The organism is Treponema sp. Marseille-Q3903 (assembly GCF_014334335.1).
Lineage (GTDB): Bacteria > Spirochaetota > Spirochaetia > Treponematales > Treponemataceae > Treponema_D.
On sequence record NZ_JACSEU010000003.1, the window covers coordinates 48,034 to 65,733 of the forward strand.

Annotated in this window: 11 protein-coding genes and 1 tRNA gene; 10 read left to right on the forward strand and 2 right to left on the reverse strand. The window is 37.9% G+C overall.

Features of this window, described 5'->3' with window-relative positions:
- Positions 1–317: 317 nt before the first annotated feature.
- Positions 318–3,668 carry a hypothetical protein gene (locus H9I37_RS10985; protein ID WP_187382771.1) on the reverse strand — a complete coding sequence of 1,117 codons (3,351 nt, stop codon included), beginning with the start codon at positions 3,666–3,668 and terminating at the stop codon, positions 318–320.
- 288 nt (positions 3,669–3,956) lie between these two features.
- On the opposite strand from H9I37_RS10985, the gene H9I37_RS10990 reads away from it, so the two are divergent.
- From H9I37_RS10990 to H9I37_RS11030, 9 genes are all read left to right on the forward strand, one after another.
- Complete coding sequence (locus H9I37_RS10990) at positions 3,957–4,934, forward strand: ABC transporter permease (RefSeq protein WP_222864241.1); 978 nt, start codon at positions 3,957–3,959, stop codon at positions 4,932–4,934.
- Between the two features lie 15 nt (positions 4,935–4,949).
- The gene (locus tag H9I37_RS10995) at positions 4,950–5,834 is read left to right on the forward strand and encodes a carbohydrate ABC transporter permease (RefSeq protein ID WP_255422578.1); all 885 of its coding nucleotides are present in this window, start codon (positions 4,950–4,952) and stop codon (positions 5,832–5,834) included.
- A 27-nt stretch (positions 5,835–5,861) separates the two neighbouring features.
- Positions 5,862–7,490: an extracellular solute-binding protein gene (locus H9I37_RS11000; protein ID WP_187382774.1), complete on the forward strand. Its 1,629-nt coding sequence runs from the start codon at positions 5,862–5,864 to the stop codon at positions 7,488–7,490.
- An 88-nt stretch (positions 7,491–7,578) separates the two neighbouring features.
- On the forward strand, positions 7,579–8,364 hold the full coding sequence (locus H9I37_RS11005) for a sugar-binding protein (RefSeq protein WP_187382775.1): 786 nt from the start codon (positions 7,579–7,581) through the stop codon (positions 8,362–8,364).
- A 15-nt stretch (positions 8,365–8,379) separates the two neighbouring features.
- A complete protein-coding gene (locus H9I37_RS11010; RefSeq protein WP_187382776.1) occupies positions 8,380–11,535 on the forward strand; it encodes a glycoside hydrolase 5 family protein in 3,156 nt (1,051 codons plus the stop codon).
- 248 nt (positions 11,536–11,783) lie between these two features.
- Entirely contained in the window at positions 11,784–13,121 is a 1,338-nt protein-coding gene (locus H9I37_RS11015) for a glycoside hydrolase family 64 protein (RefSeq protein ID WP_187382777.1), read from the forward strand.
- A 78-nt stretch (positions 13,122–13,199) separates the two neighbouring features.
- On the forward strand, positions 13,200–14,708 hold the full coding sequence (locus H9I37_RS11020) for a glycoside hydrolase family 16 protein (RefSeq protein ID WP_187382778.1): 1,509 nt from the start codon (positions 13,200–13,202) through the stop codon (positions 14,706–14,708).
- A gap of 99 nt (positions 14,709–14,807) precedes the next feature.
- The gene (locus H9I37_RS11025; RefSeq protein ID WP_187382779.1) at positions 14,808–15,590 is read left to right on the forward strand and encodes a hypothetical protein; all 783 of its coding nucleotides are present in this window, start codon (positions 14,808–14,810) and stop codon (positions 15,588–15,590) included.
- Between the two features lie 222 nt (positions 15,591–15,812).
- Positions 15,813–16,739, forward strand: a complete 927-nt coding sequence (locus tag H9I37_RS11030) for a DUF2249 domain-containing protein (RefSeq protein ID WP_255422579.1) — start codon at positions 15,813–15,815, stop codon at positions 16,737–16,739.
- Here the strand turns inward: H9I37_RS11030 and H9I37_RS11035 are convergent.
- On the reverse strand, positions 16,717–17,373 hold the full coding sequence (locus tag H9I37_RS11035; protein ID WP_187382780.1) for a Crp/Fnr family transcriptional regulator: 657 nt from the start codon (positions 17,371–17,373) through the stop codon (positions 16,717–16,719). The genes H9I37_RS11030 and H9I37_RS11035 overlap by 23 nt on opposite strands.
- Before the next feature lie 247 nt (positions 17,374–17,620).
- On the opposite strand from H9I37_RS11035, the gene H9I37_RS11040 reads away from it, so the two are divergent.
- Positions 17,621–17,694: transfer RNA gene (locus H9I37_RS11040), tRNA-Val, on the forward strand.
- Positions 17,695–17,700 lie beyond the last annotated feature (6 nt).

The window sequence follows — 17,700 nt, forward strand, 5'->3', positions numbered from 1 at the left end:
ATGCGCGAATAAACTTTAGGAATAAAAAAGACAAGGAAGTATTTTTTATCCCGCCTCCTTAAGGATTTTAATTTATAAAGCGCAGGAGTTTTTGAGGATCATAAACTGCGCTGAGAGAAAATATATCACCTTAATAGAATTTACGCAATTCTCTAAAAAAAAGCCTTATAAAAAGGCGAGGCTATCAAAACAAGTTGTTTACTTTTTTGACAGCCTCGGATAAGGAGTTATTTTTACTTTATTAACTAAATTTTCAATGATTGCGAAGCTTTTGCTTTTTCAATCCAATTAACACTTTTATATTTGGCGTTACCTTTTCACAGTTTTACCCAAGCCTCAATTTTTTGAATTTCACCGTTTCTGCTAAAAAGCTTTTTAGTCTCTTCAGCGGTAAGAGAGTTTCCTCCTCGCTTTGAACCATTTACAGAAATCTCTTCTTTTTGAGCTTTGTGATAGATAACAGGAGTGTTACACCATGTAAAACTCAATGTTCCATCATCTTTAAATTCACTGTCTCTTAAAATTTTCGGTTCAAAATATGCGATTCCGCTTTCAATGTTTACACCAAGTTCTCCCCAGCGTGTTAAAACCTCCTCTTTTACTTGCCCTGTCATGCCTGGCTGTTTTGCGCCTTGTCCGGACGGCGTGTGTGAGTATGGGTCTGCCGGGAACGCTCCGTAGAGAGAAGGTGTCTTGTTGAATCCAATTCCACTTCTTACGTCGTAATATGAATCTATCAAGGCGCTTACAATTTTCGGATCAGAATTAAACTTTATTGCACGGAAAACATTTTCCTGAATGGCAAGCAGAAGTTTTGAAACCATGTGCCAATATATACTTCCAAGACCTTCGTAAGCAAAGAACGTTCCCGAGCGACCTGTAAAACTATGGTGATTGAAAGTTTTTTCATAAAGAGCATTGAGCATTTTCATCTCTTCTGACGTCGGCTTTTCTTTTTCACTTAAAGTTGCACAGTAATCTTCCATAAATCTTGAATTTCTGAATTCGGAATTGAAATGGAATGTGCCTTTTTTATCGGCGGCGAGAATTTTTGTGCCGGTTTTTTCAATCAAAGAAGCAAGTTTTGACGCATCTTCTTTCGAAACGCAGTTTTTATCGATAAAATTCTTGAGTTCTTTGTCAGGATACAGCATATAAGAATTCTGTCTAGCTTCATAAATCTTGCTGTTTTTTAACGCTTTTATGACGTCTAAAGCCTCTTCCGGGAGCAAAAGTTGTGCGGAGAGAACTGCAACTTGCCCTTCAAGCATTTCGTCCAGATGCTCAATTTTCATTTCGTTGTCTGAAATTTTTACTGTATTGTACGAATGATAAAGCCCGTCATCTCGTTTGTTTATTCTGATTGTGTTTTTAATGTGAATATTTATTGCCTCAAGATTATTGATAATCTCCAGACGAGATATAATTTCAGTTCCGTTCGCATAACCTTTTTCATAAAGGGCATCGCGTTCAATTTCGAAAAACTTTCCTTCAGCATCAGTAAATTCTCGACGTGTTTTATTGTTCTTTATAGAAGCTTCTGGCAAAGTTGTTCTGTAAAGATTTCCTAGTGACTTAAAGCAATTAGCGATAGGCGAGGGGAGTTCAAATTGCTGAATTTTTGAGTCGTTGTACATTTTGATGAGGAATGAAATAAATCTGTGAAGATAACAAAGAGTGACCAGTGAAAGTCCATAACCAGCGAGCGCGTTGTTGGCGTCGTTCCATTCTGGACGCTGTGTATTGAGCCAGATTCCACCTCCAGGAACAAAATTCGCTGTTTTTGCAATCACAATCTGAAGGAGTTTTGCTGTCAAAGTTACAAGCGCAACATTTTCATTTTTGTCACGGACGAGTTTTGCGTCTGAGCCGTAAGCCTTAGATTTTTCTTGAAGTTTAGAATCGAGTTCTCTATCGAATAAAATTGTGCTTCGCGGATTTTCCAAAATATTTTTGTAGCTTTTTATTCTGTAAGGAACATTTGAGCTTGCGTAGATTTTTGCATCCAGAGAAGAAAGCAGCTCATCTCGGTTAGAATCGCTGTAAAACTCCAAAAGTTTTTCAAGATAGATAACCTGATGGTCGCCCCAAAAACCAATCTGCGCCCAAGGGTTGTTAAGATCAGGAACTTCCCAATTTATGCCTTCTCTTGAAATGTGGTAAGGATTGAATCCTTCGATTGTCATTGCGTTTAAGAATTTTGCAGTCATATTTTTTATGTACTGCGGATATGACCATGCTAGCGCCTCCCAGTTTTGGAATATATCGCGCCAGTTTCCTTCATAATTTAGAATTGGGTTTCCTTTATCGTCTCTAAGCTTGATGTTGAATCTATTCCAAGGACGGCTTGGATCTCCATGACGGCGAGAAAAAGTCAGAGGCATATATTCGTAAAATAAGCGCTCCAACTGTGTGTTGTCAACGGCTTTTATTGCCTGTTCAAGCTCTTCGTAGCTTACAAACCCGTCTTTGTCTGAATTTGGCTCAACTTTTTTTGAAATGTTTTCAGCGAGTTTTACAAGTTGTTTATTTCTCTGAGATATAAATTTTACAAAATCTTCAAGATTGATTTTTCCGTTGTTTGCAAAAAAACCTCCGCGCATGATGTTGAACATGACGTTTTGTGTGTGGTGAGAGCATGTCATCAAATCTGCTGTTTGCTGAAAACCGTCTGATTCTGAAATATAAGTTTCCATAAGCTTTTGACACTCGTAGATGTCTTTTTCCAATTCTTTTGTAACGGCGTTTCTGTCTACAATCTGGCTGCAAAGGTCTGTCACGCGGACGCTATCCAACCTGGTATCAAAAACTTGATACCACGATTCCGAAGAATTTTTTTGAAGATTGATTTCTTTTAAAATATAAGCTGCTGGGCGTTTTCCTTTTACAACTGACATTTTTTCAATTTTTTTGCCATTTGCAAAAAGATTTGGCGCTTCAGGATTAAGAATTATTGTGTCCTTTGTTGAAAACCAGCATGTATTTGCAAACAGCCCTTCACTTGGTTCCGCTTTGTCAGTTACGATTGAAGAAACAGCAAACAGAGCAAGATTTGATTTTTCCTCTAAATCAGTTTTTTTGTAAGCGTCAAGGAGGACGCTGTTGTTGTTTTGGAAATCGGCGGTTACGCATGCCGGCAGAATGTTGCGACATCCGTCAAGAATTTTTATATCTACCGCTTTATCAGAGAGTTTTGTGATGATTGATTTGCGAACAAGTCCAAATTTTGCAGAAGACGTCCAGCAATAACGGAAAGAAAGTTCTAGCTCATTGTTGATTTCCTCAAACCAAACGCAACTTCCTGTTTTATTTTTGTAGATGTTTCTTACAATATTTTTATCGGCAATGTTCCTGATTGCCTGTGAACTATATAATGAAGAAAAAGGTTCCCAGATAACAACCCCGTTACAAGTTTGTACTTGAATCGCTGTATAAGAACCTGTGTAACTTTTAGCATCAGAGACTTTATCTGCTGTATAATATGGAAAAATAGCGTGATCGCAGTCGATTCTGCCTGCGGTAACTCCGCCTTGCGCCCAGCAGAAATTCCAAATATCAGAAGAACTCGTGATCGTCATAAAAAAATCTTCCATGCAATCGTAGTTCTCAATTTTATAGTATTGGTCTCCGTCTAATTTTGTAAAGAAACCTTTGCAAATCTTGTCCATTAGATACTCCTATAGAAACACTGCGTTAAAGGCAACGCAAGGAGGGGTGTATCAAAGTTTACCCAGCGCGACGCGCAAATAAACTTTCTTGATAAAAATTACAAGGAAGTAATCTTTACAAAATTCCTCTTTCTTGCTTCTGCAAATAAGGTAATTCAACAATATTTTGCTGTCAATTTAGTTTAAACGCAAAACCGAAAAAAAAACACCTTAACGAAAACTTACAATCTGGCGGATTTATGTCACCAAAATTATACTCATATTGCAAACAAGAAAAGAGGAATGGCTATGAAAGAAAACAAAAATGATAATTCTCATACAAAATTAGTAAAAAAAACTTTTTGGGTAAGGTTGAGAGAAGAAAAGTTTCTGCAATTTATGGCAATCTGTGGCGTTATCTGGATGATTATTTTCAACTATATTCCCATGTATGGATTGCTTATAGCATTTAAGAAAAACTTCTATATCACAACCCCTTTGTTCTCTTCAAAGTTTTTTAAAACTCCTTGGGCGACGAATCATGGATTTCAGCACTTTTTGGCTTTTTTCAAAGACGAGGAATTCGTCAACATTATAACAAATACTCTTGGCATCAGTTTGATTAAGCTCGCTGTTTGTTTTACGCTGCCAATCGTTTTTGCTCTTTTGCTCAACGAGGTTCGAAGCGTAAGGTTTAAAAAAGCAATTCAGACAATTACTTATATGCCACACTTTCTTTCTTGGGTAGTTCTTGGGGGAATCCTTACAACGTGGCTTGGAGAAACAGGCCTTTTTAATCAGATTCTTGGAAAACTAGGCGTTTTGACTGAGCCGGTCACATTTCTTGCGTACCCAAAATATTTTTGGCCGATTGTGATTGTTTCTGATTTATGGAAGGAACTTGGCTGGAACGCAATCATCTATCTTGCGGCAATTTCCGGTATTGATCAGGAGATGTATGAGGCTGCAAGAGTTGATGGCGCTAACCGATGGAGGCAGATTTGGTCTATAACGCTACCTTCGATTGCTCCGACAATTACAATTTTGTTTATATTGAATATCGGTGGGCTTTTGAACAGTAACTTCGATCAAATTCTTGTTCTTTGGAATCCGTTGAACAATGCGCGCAGTAATGTAATTGATTTGTATGTTTATTCGGCTGCTATGCGCGGTATGAGATATTCCTATGCTTCGGCAATAGGTTTGTTTAAATCTGTGATTGCATTTGTGCTGTTGTTTTTTGCTAACAAGGTTACAAACAAACTAAACGATACTTCGTTGTTCTAATAAGAGGTGATGAAAATGAGTAACAGAAAACTTAATAGTGCAAGTACAATGGATCATATTATTTACATCGTCATGGCTTTGATTTGTTTTGTCGCTCTGTATCCGGTCTGGTATACAGTCGTCATTTCTTTTAATGATTCATCAGACGCTATGCGAGGTGGAGTTTATTGGTTTCCAAGAAAATTCAGCCTTGAAAGCTATAGAGCTGTCTTTCAGGATAAGACGATTGTGCAGGCTTTTATGGTCACGGTTTTGAGAACGTTAATAGGTACGGTTACAAGTGTATTTTTTACAGCGATGGTTGCTTATGCTTTTTCTAAAAAACATATAATGTTTAACAAGTTTTATACAATTCTTGGAACAATCACTATGTTTTTTGGTGGAGGTCTTATTCCATACTTTATCACAATCAAAAACCTTGGATTGTACGACAGTTTTCTTGTTTACATAATTCCAGGTCTTTTCAACTTTTATAATATGATTATTTTCATGTCATTTTTTAAAGCAATGCCGGCGAGTCTTGAAGAATCTGCAAAGCTTGATGGGGCAAACGATATGTTGATTTTTGTGCGAATAATCATTCCGTTGTCTATGCCTGTTGTCGCGACAATAGCTTTGTTTAACGGCGTTGGTCACTGGAACGATTATTTTACAGGAGTCATGTATATAAACAAAGCGGCGCTTCAGCCAATTCAGACTTATTTGTACCGAATTGTGGCAAGCGCTTCCGCTTCAAAAGCTGTAGTTGCAATGCCTGCAGGAGTTTCGGCGCAGCAAGTCAGTTCTCAGTCTGTTCGCCTTGCGACTATGGTTGTTACAACATTCCCAATCATGTGTGTTTATCCGTTCCTTCAGAAGTATTTTGTGAAAGGAATGTTGATTGGTTCAATTAAGGGATAATATTTATTATTTGGAGGATATATAAATATGAAAAAAATTAAAATTTTAGTTTTAGGATTTGCTGTTGCCACGACATTTGCTTTGATTGGTTGCAGCAAGAAAAATTCTATGGGCGCAAAATCTGGTTCGGGAGAAACTCCAGGTTGGAAAACTAACGTAAGTAGCCCGGTAAAGTTTGACTGGTATATCAACTTCAGCTGGTTTGCACGCCATTGGGGAGACTCAAAGGTTTCAAAATACATCACGGAAAAAACAGGTGTAGATATAAACTTTATAGTTCCGGCAGGAAACGAAGCAGAAAAGTTGAACGCGATGATAGCAGGAGACGCGTTGCCTGACCTCATCACACTAGGCTGGTGGGAAGGGCAGGTTCCAATGATGATAGACGCAGGTCTTGTAGAGCCGTTGGACGAGTTGGCAAAAAAATATGACCCATACTTTTTCAAAGTGGCAAATCCGGACAAAATCGGCTGGTACACACAGGCAGACGGACACATCTACGGATATCCAAACGCATCATATACGCCGACAGATTATAAAAAATATGCAGGAAAACTTACTTCAAATGAGACGTTCTTGGTAAGAAAAGACATTTACGAAGCATTAGGCAAACCGGACATGACAACTCCAGAAGGATTTATAAGCGCCTTGGAGATGGCAAAACAGAAGTTCCCAACAGTGAACGGACAGCCGCTTATTCCATTCACAACAAACGAGTTTGGAGATGTTGGAAATACACAGCTACAGGGATACCTCGCGCACTTTTTGGCAATTCCGTCAGAAAAAGATGGCAAATTCGTAAACGCTGACCTAGGCCTTACAGACAACCCTGAGTATATCCGCTGGATGAAGACATTTAGAAAAGCTCATGAAAAAGGTTTGATTCAGACAGACATGTTTGTAGACAAGCGCTCACAGATAGAAGAGAAAGCGGCACAGGGAAGATATTTCTGTATGCTGTATCAGAACTGGGATATGCAGGCAGCGCAGAACGCATTGTACGCAAGAGATCCAAACTCAATATACATAGCGGTAAACGGACCAAAGAACTCAAAAGGCGACGACCCGGTTTTGGCAGGAGGCGGAATAGCAGGCTGGACAGTTACATTGATTTCTAAAAACTGTAAAGACAAGGCTAGAGCAATACAGTTTTTGTCATACCTTATAAGCGAAGAAGGACAGATGGATACAAACTTTGGAATTTTGAACGAAACATACACAATGAAAAATGGAGTTCCACAGTTGACCCCGGAAGTAAAAGAGTTAGACCAGAAAGACAAAAACAAACAAGAGTCAGAAATAGGAGTACAGTACACATACTGGATGTTGATGGATACAGCATGGCAGGCACAGTGGGGAGTTGAATATGCGCCATCAGTAGGACAGCCACAGTTGTGGACAAGACCTTATGTAGCGTCTTATGCAGCTTATGATGGACTTACCTTGCCTGTTGGATCAGAAGAGCAGTTGATTTACGAAGATATACAGAGAAAGTGGGGAAAAGTGCTTCCACAGATGCTCAGGGCAAAGTCAGACGCAGAGTTTGACAAGATTGTAAAAGAATTCAATCAGTATAAGAAAAACAAGGGCGTAGATAATATTATTGAGGCTCAGACTAAGCTTATGAATGCAAACAAGATCAAGCTTGGAATGTAATTAGAAATTTGAAATGTGCTTCGGGGAAAAAGGTGAATATTTTATTCCTCGAAGTTTTTACAGTTGAAAAACAAAAATAGGAAGGAAAATGAAAACAACTTTTATTGCTACAGGCATATCATGCCTTATGATGGGGCTTTTTTCATCATGTCTTACTGTAAAAGCAAAAAAAATTATTGAACCTCCATACCTTCCACCGAAGGAAGCTTTTGCAGATGCAGGTGAACAAGAAAAACTTTTTAAAGTTTATTATTCGAGCAATAGTTCTCCAGTAATCGATGGGGACTTTAGCGAATGGGAAGGATTAGATGGAGTTAAGGCTCGACGCATGGTTTATGGCGGAATGTTTAATCCGGAAAATACAGACGGTACTTTCAAGGTAAGAGCAGATGACTCTTTCTTATATATCTTTGCGGATATTATTGACGATCAGCCGCAGACAAATCATTTCCCAGCACCTCAAGCTTGGCGTGATGATTCGATTGAGTTCTTTTTTGGTACAGACACAGGGTATCACACTTTCTATAAACCAACCGATCACCGTGTGAGAATAGTACCGCAGAGCAAAACAAACAAATTCGCATACGATGTGGGAATAAATGATGTTTCAATGAGTGGAAGCATCAAAGCAGCAATTGTTTATTCAGAGCATGGATACAAAATTGAAGCCGCACTTCCTTTCTCTTTGTTGAGCATAAAAAAACTCAAACCAAAGCAGAAAGTTCGTGGAGATTTCCAAATAAATGATGGTGATGGTGGAAAAGAACGTTCTCGTCTTGTTCACTGGAATAGCCCAAAAGATAATACTTACCTTGATGCAAGCGCATGGGGAAATGGTATTGTAGTTGATTTGGAAGACGCAAATAAGAAGTAGCAGGAGAATTTAGAAATGAAAAAACGATCATTAATTTTTATAAGTATTTTAGTATTCTTAAATCTTTCTGTATTTGCTCAGTTCATTACAGTCAAAAAAGATAACAAAGGATGGCGTCTTTTTGATAACAAAAAAGAAATTGAAATAAAAGGAATGGTCTGGGCATATACCCCAATCGGTGAAACTCATACTTATGACTTGTGGTCTAAAGATGATACATTCATTATGCGGATGATAGATACGGATATGACTATGCTTAAAGCTATAGGAGTAAACGCTATCAGATGCTTTAATGATATTCCACCAAAATGGGTTGAATATATTTATTCAAAATATGGAATTTACACAATCATCAACAATCTTCTTGGACGTTATGGCGTTATGGTAAACGGAACTTGGTATCCAAATACTGATTATTCAGATTTGTATACTCGCGAAACTCTTGTTGCAATGGCGGCCGAATCTGCAGAAAAATACCGTGCTGTAAACGGCGTATTGATGTACATGTTTGGTAATGAGAGCAACTATGGGCTTGTTTGGTCCGGAACAGAAATTGAAAACCTTCCAACAGGAGAGCAAAACATTGTAAAAGCCGGCTATCTCTACAGTGTTTTAGAAGAAGCGATGGCTGCGTGTAAAGAAGTTGACCCATTTCATCCAGTTGGAATTGTAAACGGAGACACTCAGTACCTCGAGTTGATTAAAAAGCTCTGCCCTTCACTTGATATTCTTGGAGTAAACGCTTACCGTGGGTATAAATTCTACGATTCATTTTATGAAAATATAGCTGATGTTCTTGATAAACCAATTGTATTTACAGAAGCTGGAGCTGATGCGTACAACGAAATCTATCATCAAGAAGATCAGTTTGCACAGATGACATACCTTGAAAGCCAGTGGAAAGAAATCTATCAGCAAGGGTATGGGAAAGGCCGTTCTCAGAACGTAATCGGCGGTTTTGTGTTTGAGTGGATTGATGAATGGTGGAAACATTACCAGAACAAAGAGCTTTCTTTACACAATACTACTGGTACATGGTCAAATTCCGGATATGAACTTGACTACCGTGACGGTTTGAACAACATGAACGAGGAATGGTTTGGTATATGTGCCCAGAGTGAAATTAAAGACAACGGAATCAACAAGCGTATTCCTCGCGCCGCATATTATCTGCTCAAGGATGTATGGAAACTTTCTTTATACAATTCTACAGAAGATCAGATTGAAAAAACTTTCTCAGGGCTTGATAACGCAATGTATCTTGCTAATGGAAATGAAAAATCTGTTAAAGAAATTATTAATTCTAACGACCGAGTCAAGATTGACACAATGAACGTCACTGTTCAGTCTGTAACTCCAGTTTATGTGAACAGCGTTGTTGGAGCCTTAAAAAAAGGAAAAAATGTAAAAGACTCGTTTAATTATGAAAATAAAAATAAAGAATTAATTTCTACACAAATTCAAGCGGAAGGAACTCTTGGAATTACAGTAAAACCTGTAGAAAATCTTACTGCTTCTGCTGTCGCAAAATTGTGGACAGATGCTCCTTTTACAAAACTTGGCGAAGTGTATCCTTCTTATTACAAGAAATTTAAGGGAGTAAGCACAAAAAAACCGGAGAAAGAAATTCAGTATGTAGATTTGTATTCAGCAAATATGAGTTACAAAAACTCTTGGTTCGACTTAAATGGTTATTATCACAAAGGGCATACAAACTTTGAGACAACTGGAGATATATTCAACATCTCTAAAGAAGCGTTCGACATTATTGGCTATGACACATACGGTTCTAAGGCTCCTATTGCTGTTGAATTTGTAGGAAAACAACTTTTGGAAGGTCTTTCTGTGATCGGTGGACCAGAGATTTGGGGTGGAGCAAAACCTCAGATTCAGGCAAATTATTGGCGTACATTCCATCTTCCAAACACTTATGTTCCTTCAATAAACCTTGGCGTTGTTTATGCGGAAGAATTTGGAGCGGCATCTAACAGCTCTCTCGACCCATACAACGCTTATGGAGCTGGTCGAAAAGCGTCTATTTATGCAGAAAGTGCTTTTGCTCCTTGGGTGACGTTAAAAGTTGGTGTACTTCATGCAGGCAACGAAAAAGTTGGCGCAAAATATATAAAATCTAATGGGAAAAAAGGAAAAATTACTTATCTAGATACTCTCGGAGGATATGTACAGATTGGAACAAATCTTTTGCAGTACGCGTACATCTATGGAACTGGTATTTATCGAGGACTTGTTGCAGATACAAATCCGCAGACAGTTCGTGGGAGTTTTTTCACATCAGATTCAGGTTCCGGTAACAGAATTGAAGGACAGATTGGCGCTGACGCGATTTTTGGGAACTTCGTGTTCAGGCCGGTTGTGCGAGCGCGTATGCCTCTTCAAGGTCCAATTACAAAAAAAGGTTTGCAAGCTCGTTCATTGCTTGACAGTCCATTTATCGTCGGCTTTGGAAACAGGAAAGCAATTGAGATTGAAGCTGTATTCACGTACGATCCAGAAGGCGCGACTTGGTTTCACGAATGGAACAGCAATGATATTGAAGGTTCAAAACTGGCTTTCTCTATCACAGGAATGTATACATTATTTGCTGATGCGACAGATTCAATTCCATTCAAGAGCGCTGACTGGGCTACAAAGCAAAATCCGGACAAGACTTCTTCAAGCGGACTTCTTTGGTATGCTGCAAAACCTCTTCCTAAACAATCAAACTTGTGGCAAGTTGGGGGAAGGCTTGTGACAAATCCTATTCCGGATTTACGAGCGATTGTTACGGCGAGCGTGGGCAGTCTTGGAGCAATGACTGGCGCTTACAAAGACGCTCATACACCACAATTGATTACATTCTTCAATGCAGGGCTTGCTGTTAGATATAAACATTGGATTGGAGCAGGAAATATTTCTATCAATTCTTGGGGTCCAGAACATTGGTGGAGAAATTTTAACAAAATATTCCCATTGCAATATTCATTTGAAATTGCATATGGATTTGATAAAAATCCATCATTCCTTGATTCAAAGAACAGAATTGGTCTGAGAATTAATGGACGTACATTTGGAAAATACAGCGATGACGCGTTCTTTGCGCTTCCAAAAACCGCAAAGATGATCGGCTCACATTACTTTGAAATTGGCGCATTTGTAAATGTGGGCTTTTAATTAAGTTAGATTATCGTGTATTACAACTTATTGTCATACAGATATTCCTCCTAAAAAAAACTGACCTGTCTGGAGTTTCTAGGCAGGTCTCCTTTTTTAAGTTTCTCTTCCCGAAATTTCCCAACGAAGAAATCCCACCTTTTTGAAAATCATCTCACTTTTATTTTTATCATTCTTGTCTCAAAATAAAAAACGAGGGTTTGGAGACTTTGTTAGTGACTTTATTTTGTTACTTTGTGGAGGAAAAGATGAAAAAGTTTTTGTCGATTGCGTTTGCGATTTTTGGACTGCTTTTAGTATCAGTTATTATTCCAAGTTGTTACATGGATTGGGAGCAATTTGTTCCAGATGATCATAATCCATCTGAAAAAACAAAAGAGCCTCAAACAAAAGAGCCTCAAACAAATGAAAGTCCAGACTCGAACGACATTTCAGAAAACCCCGGTTCTAAAAAACCAGAAACAGTCCCTCCTGGAACTGCAGTGCCTGTCCCTCTTAAAAATGGATTTGAAATGACTTTTCAGTTTGAAAACAATACAAAAGGAAAATATTCAGATGACAGAATTTATATTTGTGTAATAGGACTTAATTCAAGCAATCAGTTTTGCTATCTAAATCCATCAGGCGAACTTGTAAGAATAGAAGCTAATCAACAAAGCGATGCGTGGTCTTTTAAGTTGAACAAACTTGGGGCGGGTTTTCAAATTCCTAAAACTATGGCATCAGGGCGCCTTTATATATCTATGGATAATCCTGTTGTAATGCGTGGGGTGGTAGATGCAGGTGGAAGAATCGGAGTTGTGCAACCGGATTTGAATAATCCGAGCGATGCTAATGCAAACTTAATCTTTGACTGGATTGAATTTACTGTTCAGTGGGGTGGATTTTGGGGAAATACAACGCAGGTAGATCAGTTTTGTTTTCCAATCACAATGGCAATGTATAACGATGATGGGTACTACAGAACGGTTGGAATTACCAAGACCAGAGATCAAATTTTTGCAGCATTCAAAAAAGAAATGCCACAGAAATTTGGAACGCTTGTGCATGAGCCATACAGAATTGTTGCACCTTGTAAGGGAGACTTCCGAAACGGGAAAAAATATTCTTCATATATGAAAAGCTATGTCGATCAGGTTTGGGATTATTACAAGAGTCACACAGAAGTTGTAAAACATCCTCTTGGAGTCTTTAATCTTCATGCGGATGGGGAAAGACTTGTATTTACATGTACAGAAGGATATGGAACGGCAACAGTGGGGCAGCAATATTACATTCAAGCTAAACCTACCAGCGACGAATTGTTTGAAGGTTCCGGCGTTCTTGCAACAGGAAATCTTGTTGAACTCGCTCTCCAGGCTCAGGTCTGTGCTGCATTAAACCGGCATGTTGCCGAAACTCCTTCAAATTGGGCAAAACCGGAAACTTATTATAAGGCTGAGCCGTGTAACATGTATGCTAAGTTTTGGCATGAACACAGCATTGAAGGCTTTGCTTATGGGTACTGTTACGATGATGTTGCGGATCAGAGTACTTTGATAGAAACACATTCGCCGCGTGCTCTTGTAATTGGAATTGGATATTAAAAGTGGAAGTTTGCCTAAAGAAAAATAAAAACTCAGGCAGAGAAAATAATTAAAAATAAAAATATGGAGATTTTTTTTATGAAACTAAAAAAGATTGTAAAATCATCAATTGGCATTTTTGTGCTTTTTACATCGGTTTTTTCATTTTCTTGTAAAATGAATGGTTCTGATGATAAGACTAAAAATGGATATGGTTTATTTTCGGATTCCGAAAATACGTTTGGAACTTCAAAAAGTACAGAAGAATATAAATTTCTTATCAGGGGAATGAATAATATTAGGCTTAAAATTGAAAGTTCGCAAGTTACGGCTTCTCTAAAAGAAGATGGTGAAGGTTCGTTTTCATTAGCAGATATTCCTTTATGGGTAAAAAGCGGATCTTTTGACTTTAGAAAAGTGGCAAAGATTAAATTCCAAATAAAGTCAGATTCGGTTAAGTCTGGCGACATAAAAATGCTTGTATATTCAGGCAGTGATGTTGTCAAGGAATCAAATCTTAAAGCAAACATAAAAATTTCAGATTGGGTATCTTTTTCAATCTCTGTTGGATCGTCGGCTCAGATAAATAATATTACACGAGCTTTTACGCTTAAAATTTGTAGCGACTCCGCAAAAAAGGATTCGTCAATTCAAGTGCGTGAGATCGCATTCTTAGATAAAGATGGAAAAGATGTGGATATTACGAATCTGTTAAGTAAAAAAACAGGAGGGTCTGAAGATTCAGGAGGTAATGATAATAATGGTTCTCAAAATGGAGGAAATACAGGAGGGAATACAATAGATACAGTTGTCAAAGGCGCTACTGATGGTAAAAGTGTCGGCACTTCTAAAAAGAATCTAACTGGTTCCGGTGAGGGTGACTACAAGACCCTTGTTTGGAGCGACGAATTTGAAGGCGATTCCGTAAAATCGGAGAACTGGACTTTTGAAACAGGAGCTTGGGGTTGGGGTAATCAAGAATTACAAAACTACACAAATGGTGCAAATGCAACTGTTCATGGAGGCGTATTGGACATTATTGTTAAGCCTGATTTGACTTCAACAAGAATGAAAACAGACGGAAAAAAGATTATAAAGTACGGAAGAATAGAGGCAAGAATAAAAGCAAGCAGCGAGGTTGGTTCATGGCCGGCATTTTGGATGTTGGGAGCAAATCAGACTTCTGTTGGCTGGCCTTCATGTGGTGAAATTGACATTATGGAACATGCGAACAGGGATAACTTTGTTTATAATACTCTCCATTGGAATGTTAAAAGCGACACAAATAACAGTGGATATCAGCATGCAGAGTATGGAACTGCAAACGGAAATTGGGATAGCGTAATAAATAGTAACCCAATCAATGTAAATGAATGGCATGTGTATAGAGTAGATTGGACAGATAGTTCAATGGATTTCTATGTTGACGATATTCAGACAATGTCATTTACAATAACAGATAACCCTGGAATAAAAGCGTTCAAAAAAGATTTTTTCTTAATCTTGAATTTTGCAGCCGGTGGAAATTTTGTTAAAAATAAAAACAAGAGTACTTTTACAAATCTTCCTTGGCACATGTATGTAGATTATGTTCGAGTCTACCAATAACAGAAAAAATAACACTTTAATAAAAAATGCAGGACTTTCTTTTTAGCCAGTTTGGACTAAGAATAAAATAGAAAAACAAAAAAAACTTAGGAGGTTTTTATGAAAAAAATGTTTAGAATTATCGCATTATGCGGAATGTTTTTTGCAGTATTATCTATGGTTAGTTGTTCGCATGAGACTCCTGATAATACAGATAACGGTGGCGGAACTGAAGTAGACGACAACAACGGCGGAAACAACAACGGTGGAAACAACAACGGTGGAAACAACGGCGGTGGAAACAACAACGGTGGAGACAACGGCGGTGGAAACAACAACGGTGGAAACAACGGCGGTGGAAACAACAACGGTGGAGACAACGGCGGTGGAAACAACAACGGTGGAAACAACGGCGGCAGCGAAACTCCTTCCGGTACTGGTTTCTGGTCTAAATTCGAAGGTACAGATTTCCAAATTTGGGCAGCAACCTGTGACCTTGATGCAAAAGCTACCGGTTTGGAAATTACTGTAGGTAATAAAGGCTGGTGGGGATTTGGATTGTGCAATAATTCAGCTCTTGGTCCAAGCGATCCACACGTTTCTTACAATATGACAAAAGTTGCTAAAATAACACTTGAAGCAAAGTCAAATAAAAATAAGGGTAAACTCAAATTATTGCAAATTGATGACAAGGCAAAAGACTCGAATCCAAAGTTAACACCATTTAAAACTGATTTCGAAAAAATTACGTATGATTTGGTTAATCCAAATAGCAAAGCTTTTGCTGTTTTTGCTATTGCCGGAGAAGGATGTGGACAAGGAGATGTTATTACAATAAGAAAAGTTGCTTTCTGGGATTCAGAAGGAAAAGAAATTGTTCCAACATTAAATCCTGTAGAATAAAAAAAGTAGCCATAGAGTTGCCGGTTCTTAAAAAAAATAAGAACCGGCTTTTTTTTGCGTTCAATTATTTATTAACTAACAAAAGTCAATTCAAAATCGATGTGTATCGAGATTTTTTAATCCTTAATAAAATAAAAAATGGAAAAAACTAATTGTTGTAAAAACAACATAAATAAATTTGAAAATAGTGTAAGTTATCACTAACTTATTCAGGAGGTATATATGAGCACAATTCAGATAAGCAAACAGACAAAACTTTCAGATTTAATCAAGACGTATCCGGATTTACGCAACAGGCTTAGGGAAGTAAACCCTAAATTTAAAATGCTTTCAACTCCAATGGGAAACATCATGATTCCAAAAGCGACTGTTCAAGATATGATTGAAAGGAGTGGCATGCCGGAAGCAGAGTTGATTTCGGGAATAGAAAAACTGATTTCTGAGATGGATTCTAAAAACTCCGGCAACGCAGACATCTCTTGGCAAGATAAAATCTCATCTTTCAAAAAAATGGACCTTCGCAATGCTCAAGGAAACTTCTTTCCATCATTGCGGGATCAGGTTTCAAAAATGGAGGTTGGAGAGGGAATAGAGATTGTCCAAAAATTTGAGCCGCTTCCGCTTTACGAAGTTATGGACGGGCTTGGGTTTGAGCGCCTTACAAAGCAAACTGACGAAAATGAATGGCACGTATATTTTTATCGAACTAAAATCGATGAAAAGGGAATGGAGATTCCTTTCCGCCCGGCAGCGTTGTTGAATTTTCCTTTGATAGACGAGGAATTGGGAAATATCGCTGTAAATTTCTGGGATGTTACATGGAATGACAAAAAACGTTTTCTCCCTTACGAAACAAGGCTTCTTCTGTCGCTTACAAACGCTGTTGGAGCGGGAAGAATGAGACAAGCTACTAGGGAACTTGTAAAAGCATATATACATGGTCTTGACAGCGCCGCTTTTGATGATGTTTTTGAGCTTTTGGCATGGAATCAGGGAATAGGATTTTTTGCTTCTGAAATCGGACCGTCAACTTTATTCAAGGCATACAAGCATATAAAAAGCCGTGAAAAAGCAGGAATAGACCGAGAAAAAATCGGTTCTGAATTGATGGAAAAATTTGGAGAAACTAATCCCGATGTAAAAGTCTAAAATGATTTTTCCAGTAATCTATAAGACCGTCAGCTTTCATTTTGCTCAGTTCCGAGCTGAGGGCTGAACGGTCTACTTGCAAATAATCTGAAAGTTGTTGCCTGTCAAAAGGGATGTCGAATTCCGCATTTGGTGCTGATGGGGAAGCACAGGAAGAAAAATAAGAAAGAAGCCTTCCTCGTATTGTCTTGGAATTCGTATAGAATATGCGCTGCGAAAGATGTAGGTTTTTATTCATCGAAATATTTAAAAAATTTCTTATTATCACCGAATTTATTTTTTCATTTGCAACTTCAAAAAGTTTTTTTGGATAGAAAAACATTATTTTTGATTCTTCAACAGCGACGACGTCAACCATCAAAGGTTTTCCTGTAAGAGCGTAAGTTTCTCCAAAGACGTTTCCCTCTCCAAGATTATCGATGATAGTTTTGTTTCCCCAAAAATCAGTGTTTTCAATCTGGACACGTCCAAAAATGATAAAGCCGAGCGTCTCAGTTACAGTGCCGGAATGAAAAATCGTTTCGTTTTTTTTTAATATTTTTTCGTTGCAATTTAAAAGTTCAAGTGCGCGCGGAAAATCTTTTTTATCTATTCCTGCAAATATTGGATGATTTGAAATAGCTTTACTGTTCATATAGCCATTTTATTTTGTTTTTATTGTTTTTACAACGTTAGATTCTGCCTTACTTTTGAGCATTTCCGTTATTCTTATTCGACTTTGAACTTTTGAAGTTTGGCAGCAAGATATGCAATGTTCCCCGTCAATCTTTGTTTATATGTGGAATTTAAAAAAAATAACTTTACTTTGAAAAAAATATAAAATTCTTTTGTAGGAATGTTGACATAAAATTGTAATTCTGTTATAAATAATAACATATATCGGGCAGTTAGCTCAGCTGGTACGAGCGTCTGGTTTACACCCAGAATGTCGGGAGTTCGATCCTCTCACTGCCCACTTAAA

What these genes read in the sequence shown, in the direction of transcription:
- H9I37_RS10985 (WP_187382771.1), bottom strand. Translation starts at nt 3,668, where the DNA reads ATGGACAAGATTTGCAAAGGTTTCTTTACAAAATTAGACGGAGACCAA.
- H9I37_RS10990 (WP_222864241.1), top strand. Translation starts at nt 3,957, where the DNA reads ATGAAAGAAAACAAAAATGATAATTCTCATACAAAATTAGTAAAAAAA.
- H9I37_RS10995 (WP_255422578.1), top strand. Translation starts at nt 4,950, where the DNA reads ATGAGTAACAGAAAACTTAATAGTGCAAGTACAATGGATCATATTATT.
- H9I37_RS11000 (WP_187382774.1), top strand. Translation starts at nt 5,862, where the DNA reads ATGAAAAAAATTAAAATTTTAGTTTTAGGATTTGCTGTTGCCACGACA.
- H9I37_RS11005 (WP_187382775.1), top strand. Translation starts at nt 7,579, where the DNA reads ATGAAAACAACTTTTATTGCTACAGGCATATCATGCCTTATGATGGGG.
- H9I37_RS11010 (WP_187382776.1), top strand. Translation starts at nt 8,380, where the DNA reads ATGAAAAAACGATCATTAATTTTTATAAGTATTTTAGTATTCTTAAAT.
- H9I37_RS11015 (WP_187382777.1), top strand. Translation starts at nt 11,784, where the DNA reads ATGAAAAAGTTTTTGTCGATTGCGTTTGCGATTTTTGGACTGCTTTTA.
- H9I37_RS11020 (WP_187382778.1), top strand. Translation starts at nt 13,200, where the DNA reads ATGAAACTAAAAAAGATTGTAAAATCATCAATTGGCATTTTTGTGCTT.
- H9I37_RS11025 (WP_187382779.1), top strand. Translation starts at nt 14,808, where the DNA reads ATGAAAAAAATGTTTAGAATTATCGCATTATGCGGAATGTTTTTTGCA.
- H9I37_RS11030 (WP_255422579.1), top strand. Translation starts at nt 15,813, where the DNA reads ATGAGCACAATTCAGATAAGCAAACAGACAAAACTTTCAGATTTAATC.
- H9I37_RS11035 (WP_187382780.1), bottom strand. Translation starts at nt 17,373, where the DNA reads ATGAACAGTAAAGCTATTTCAAATCATCCAATATTTGCAGGAATAGAT.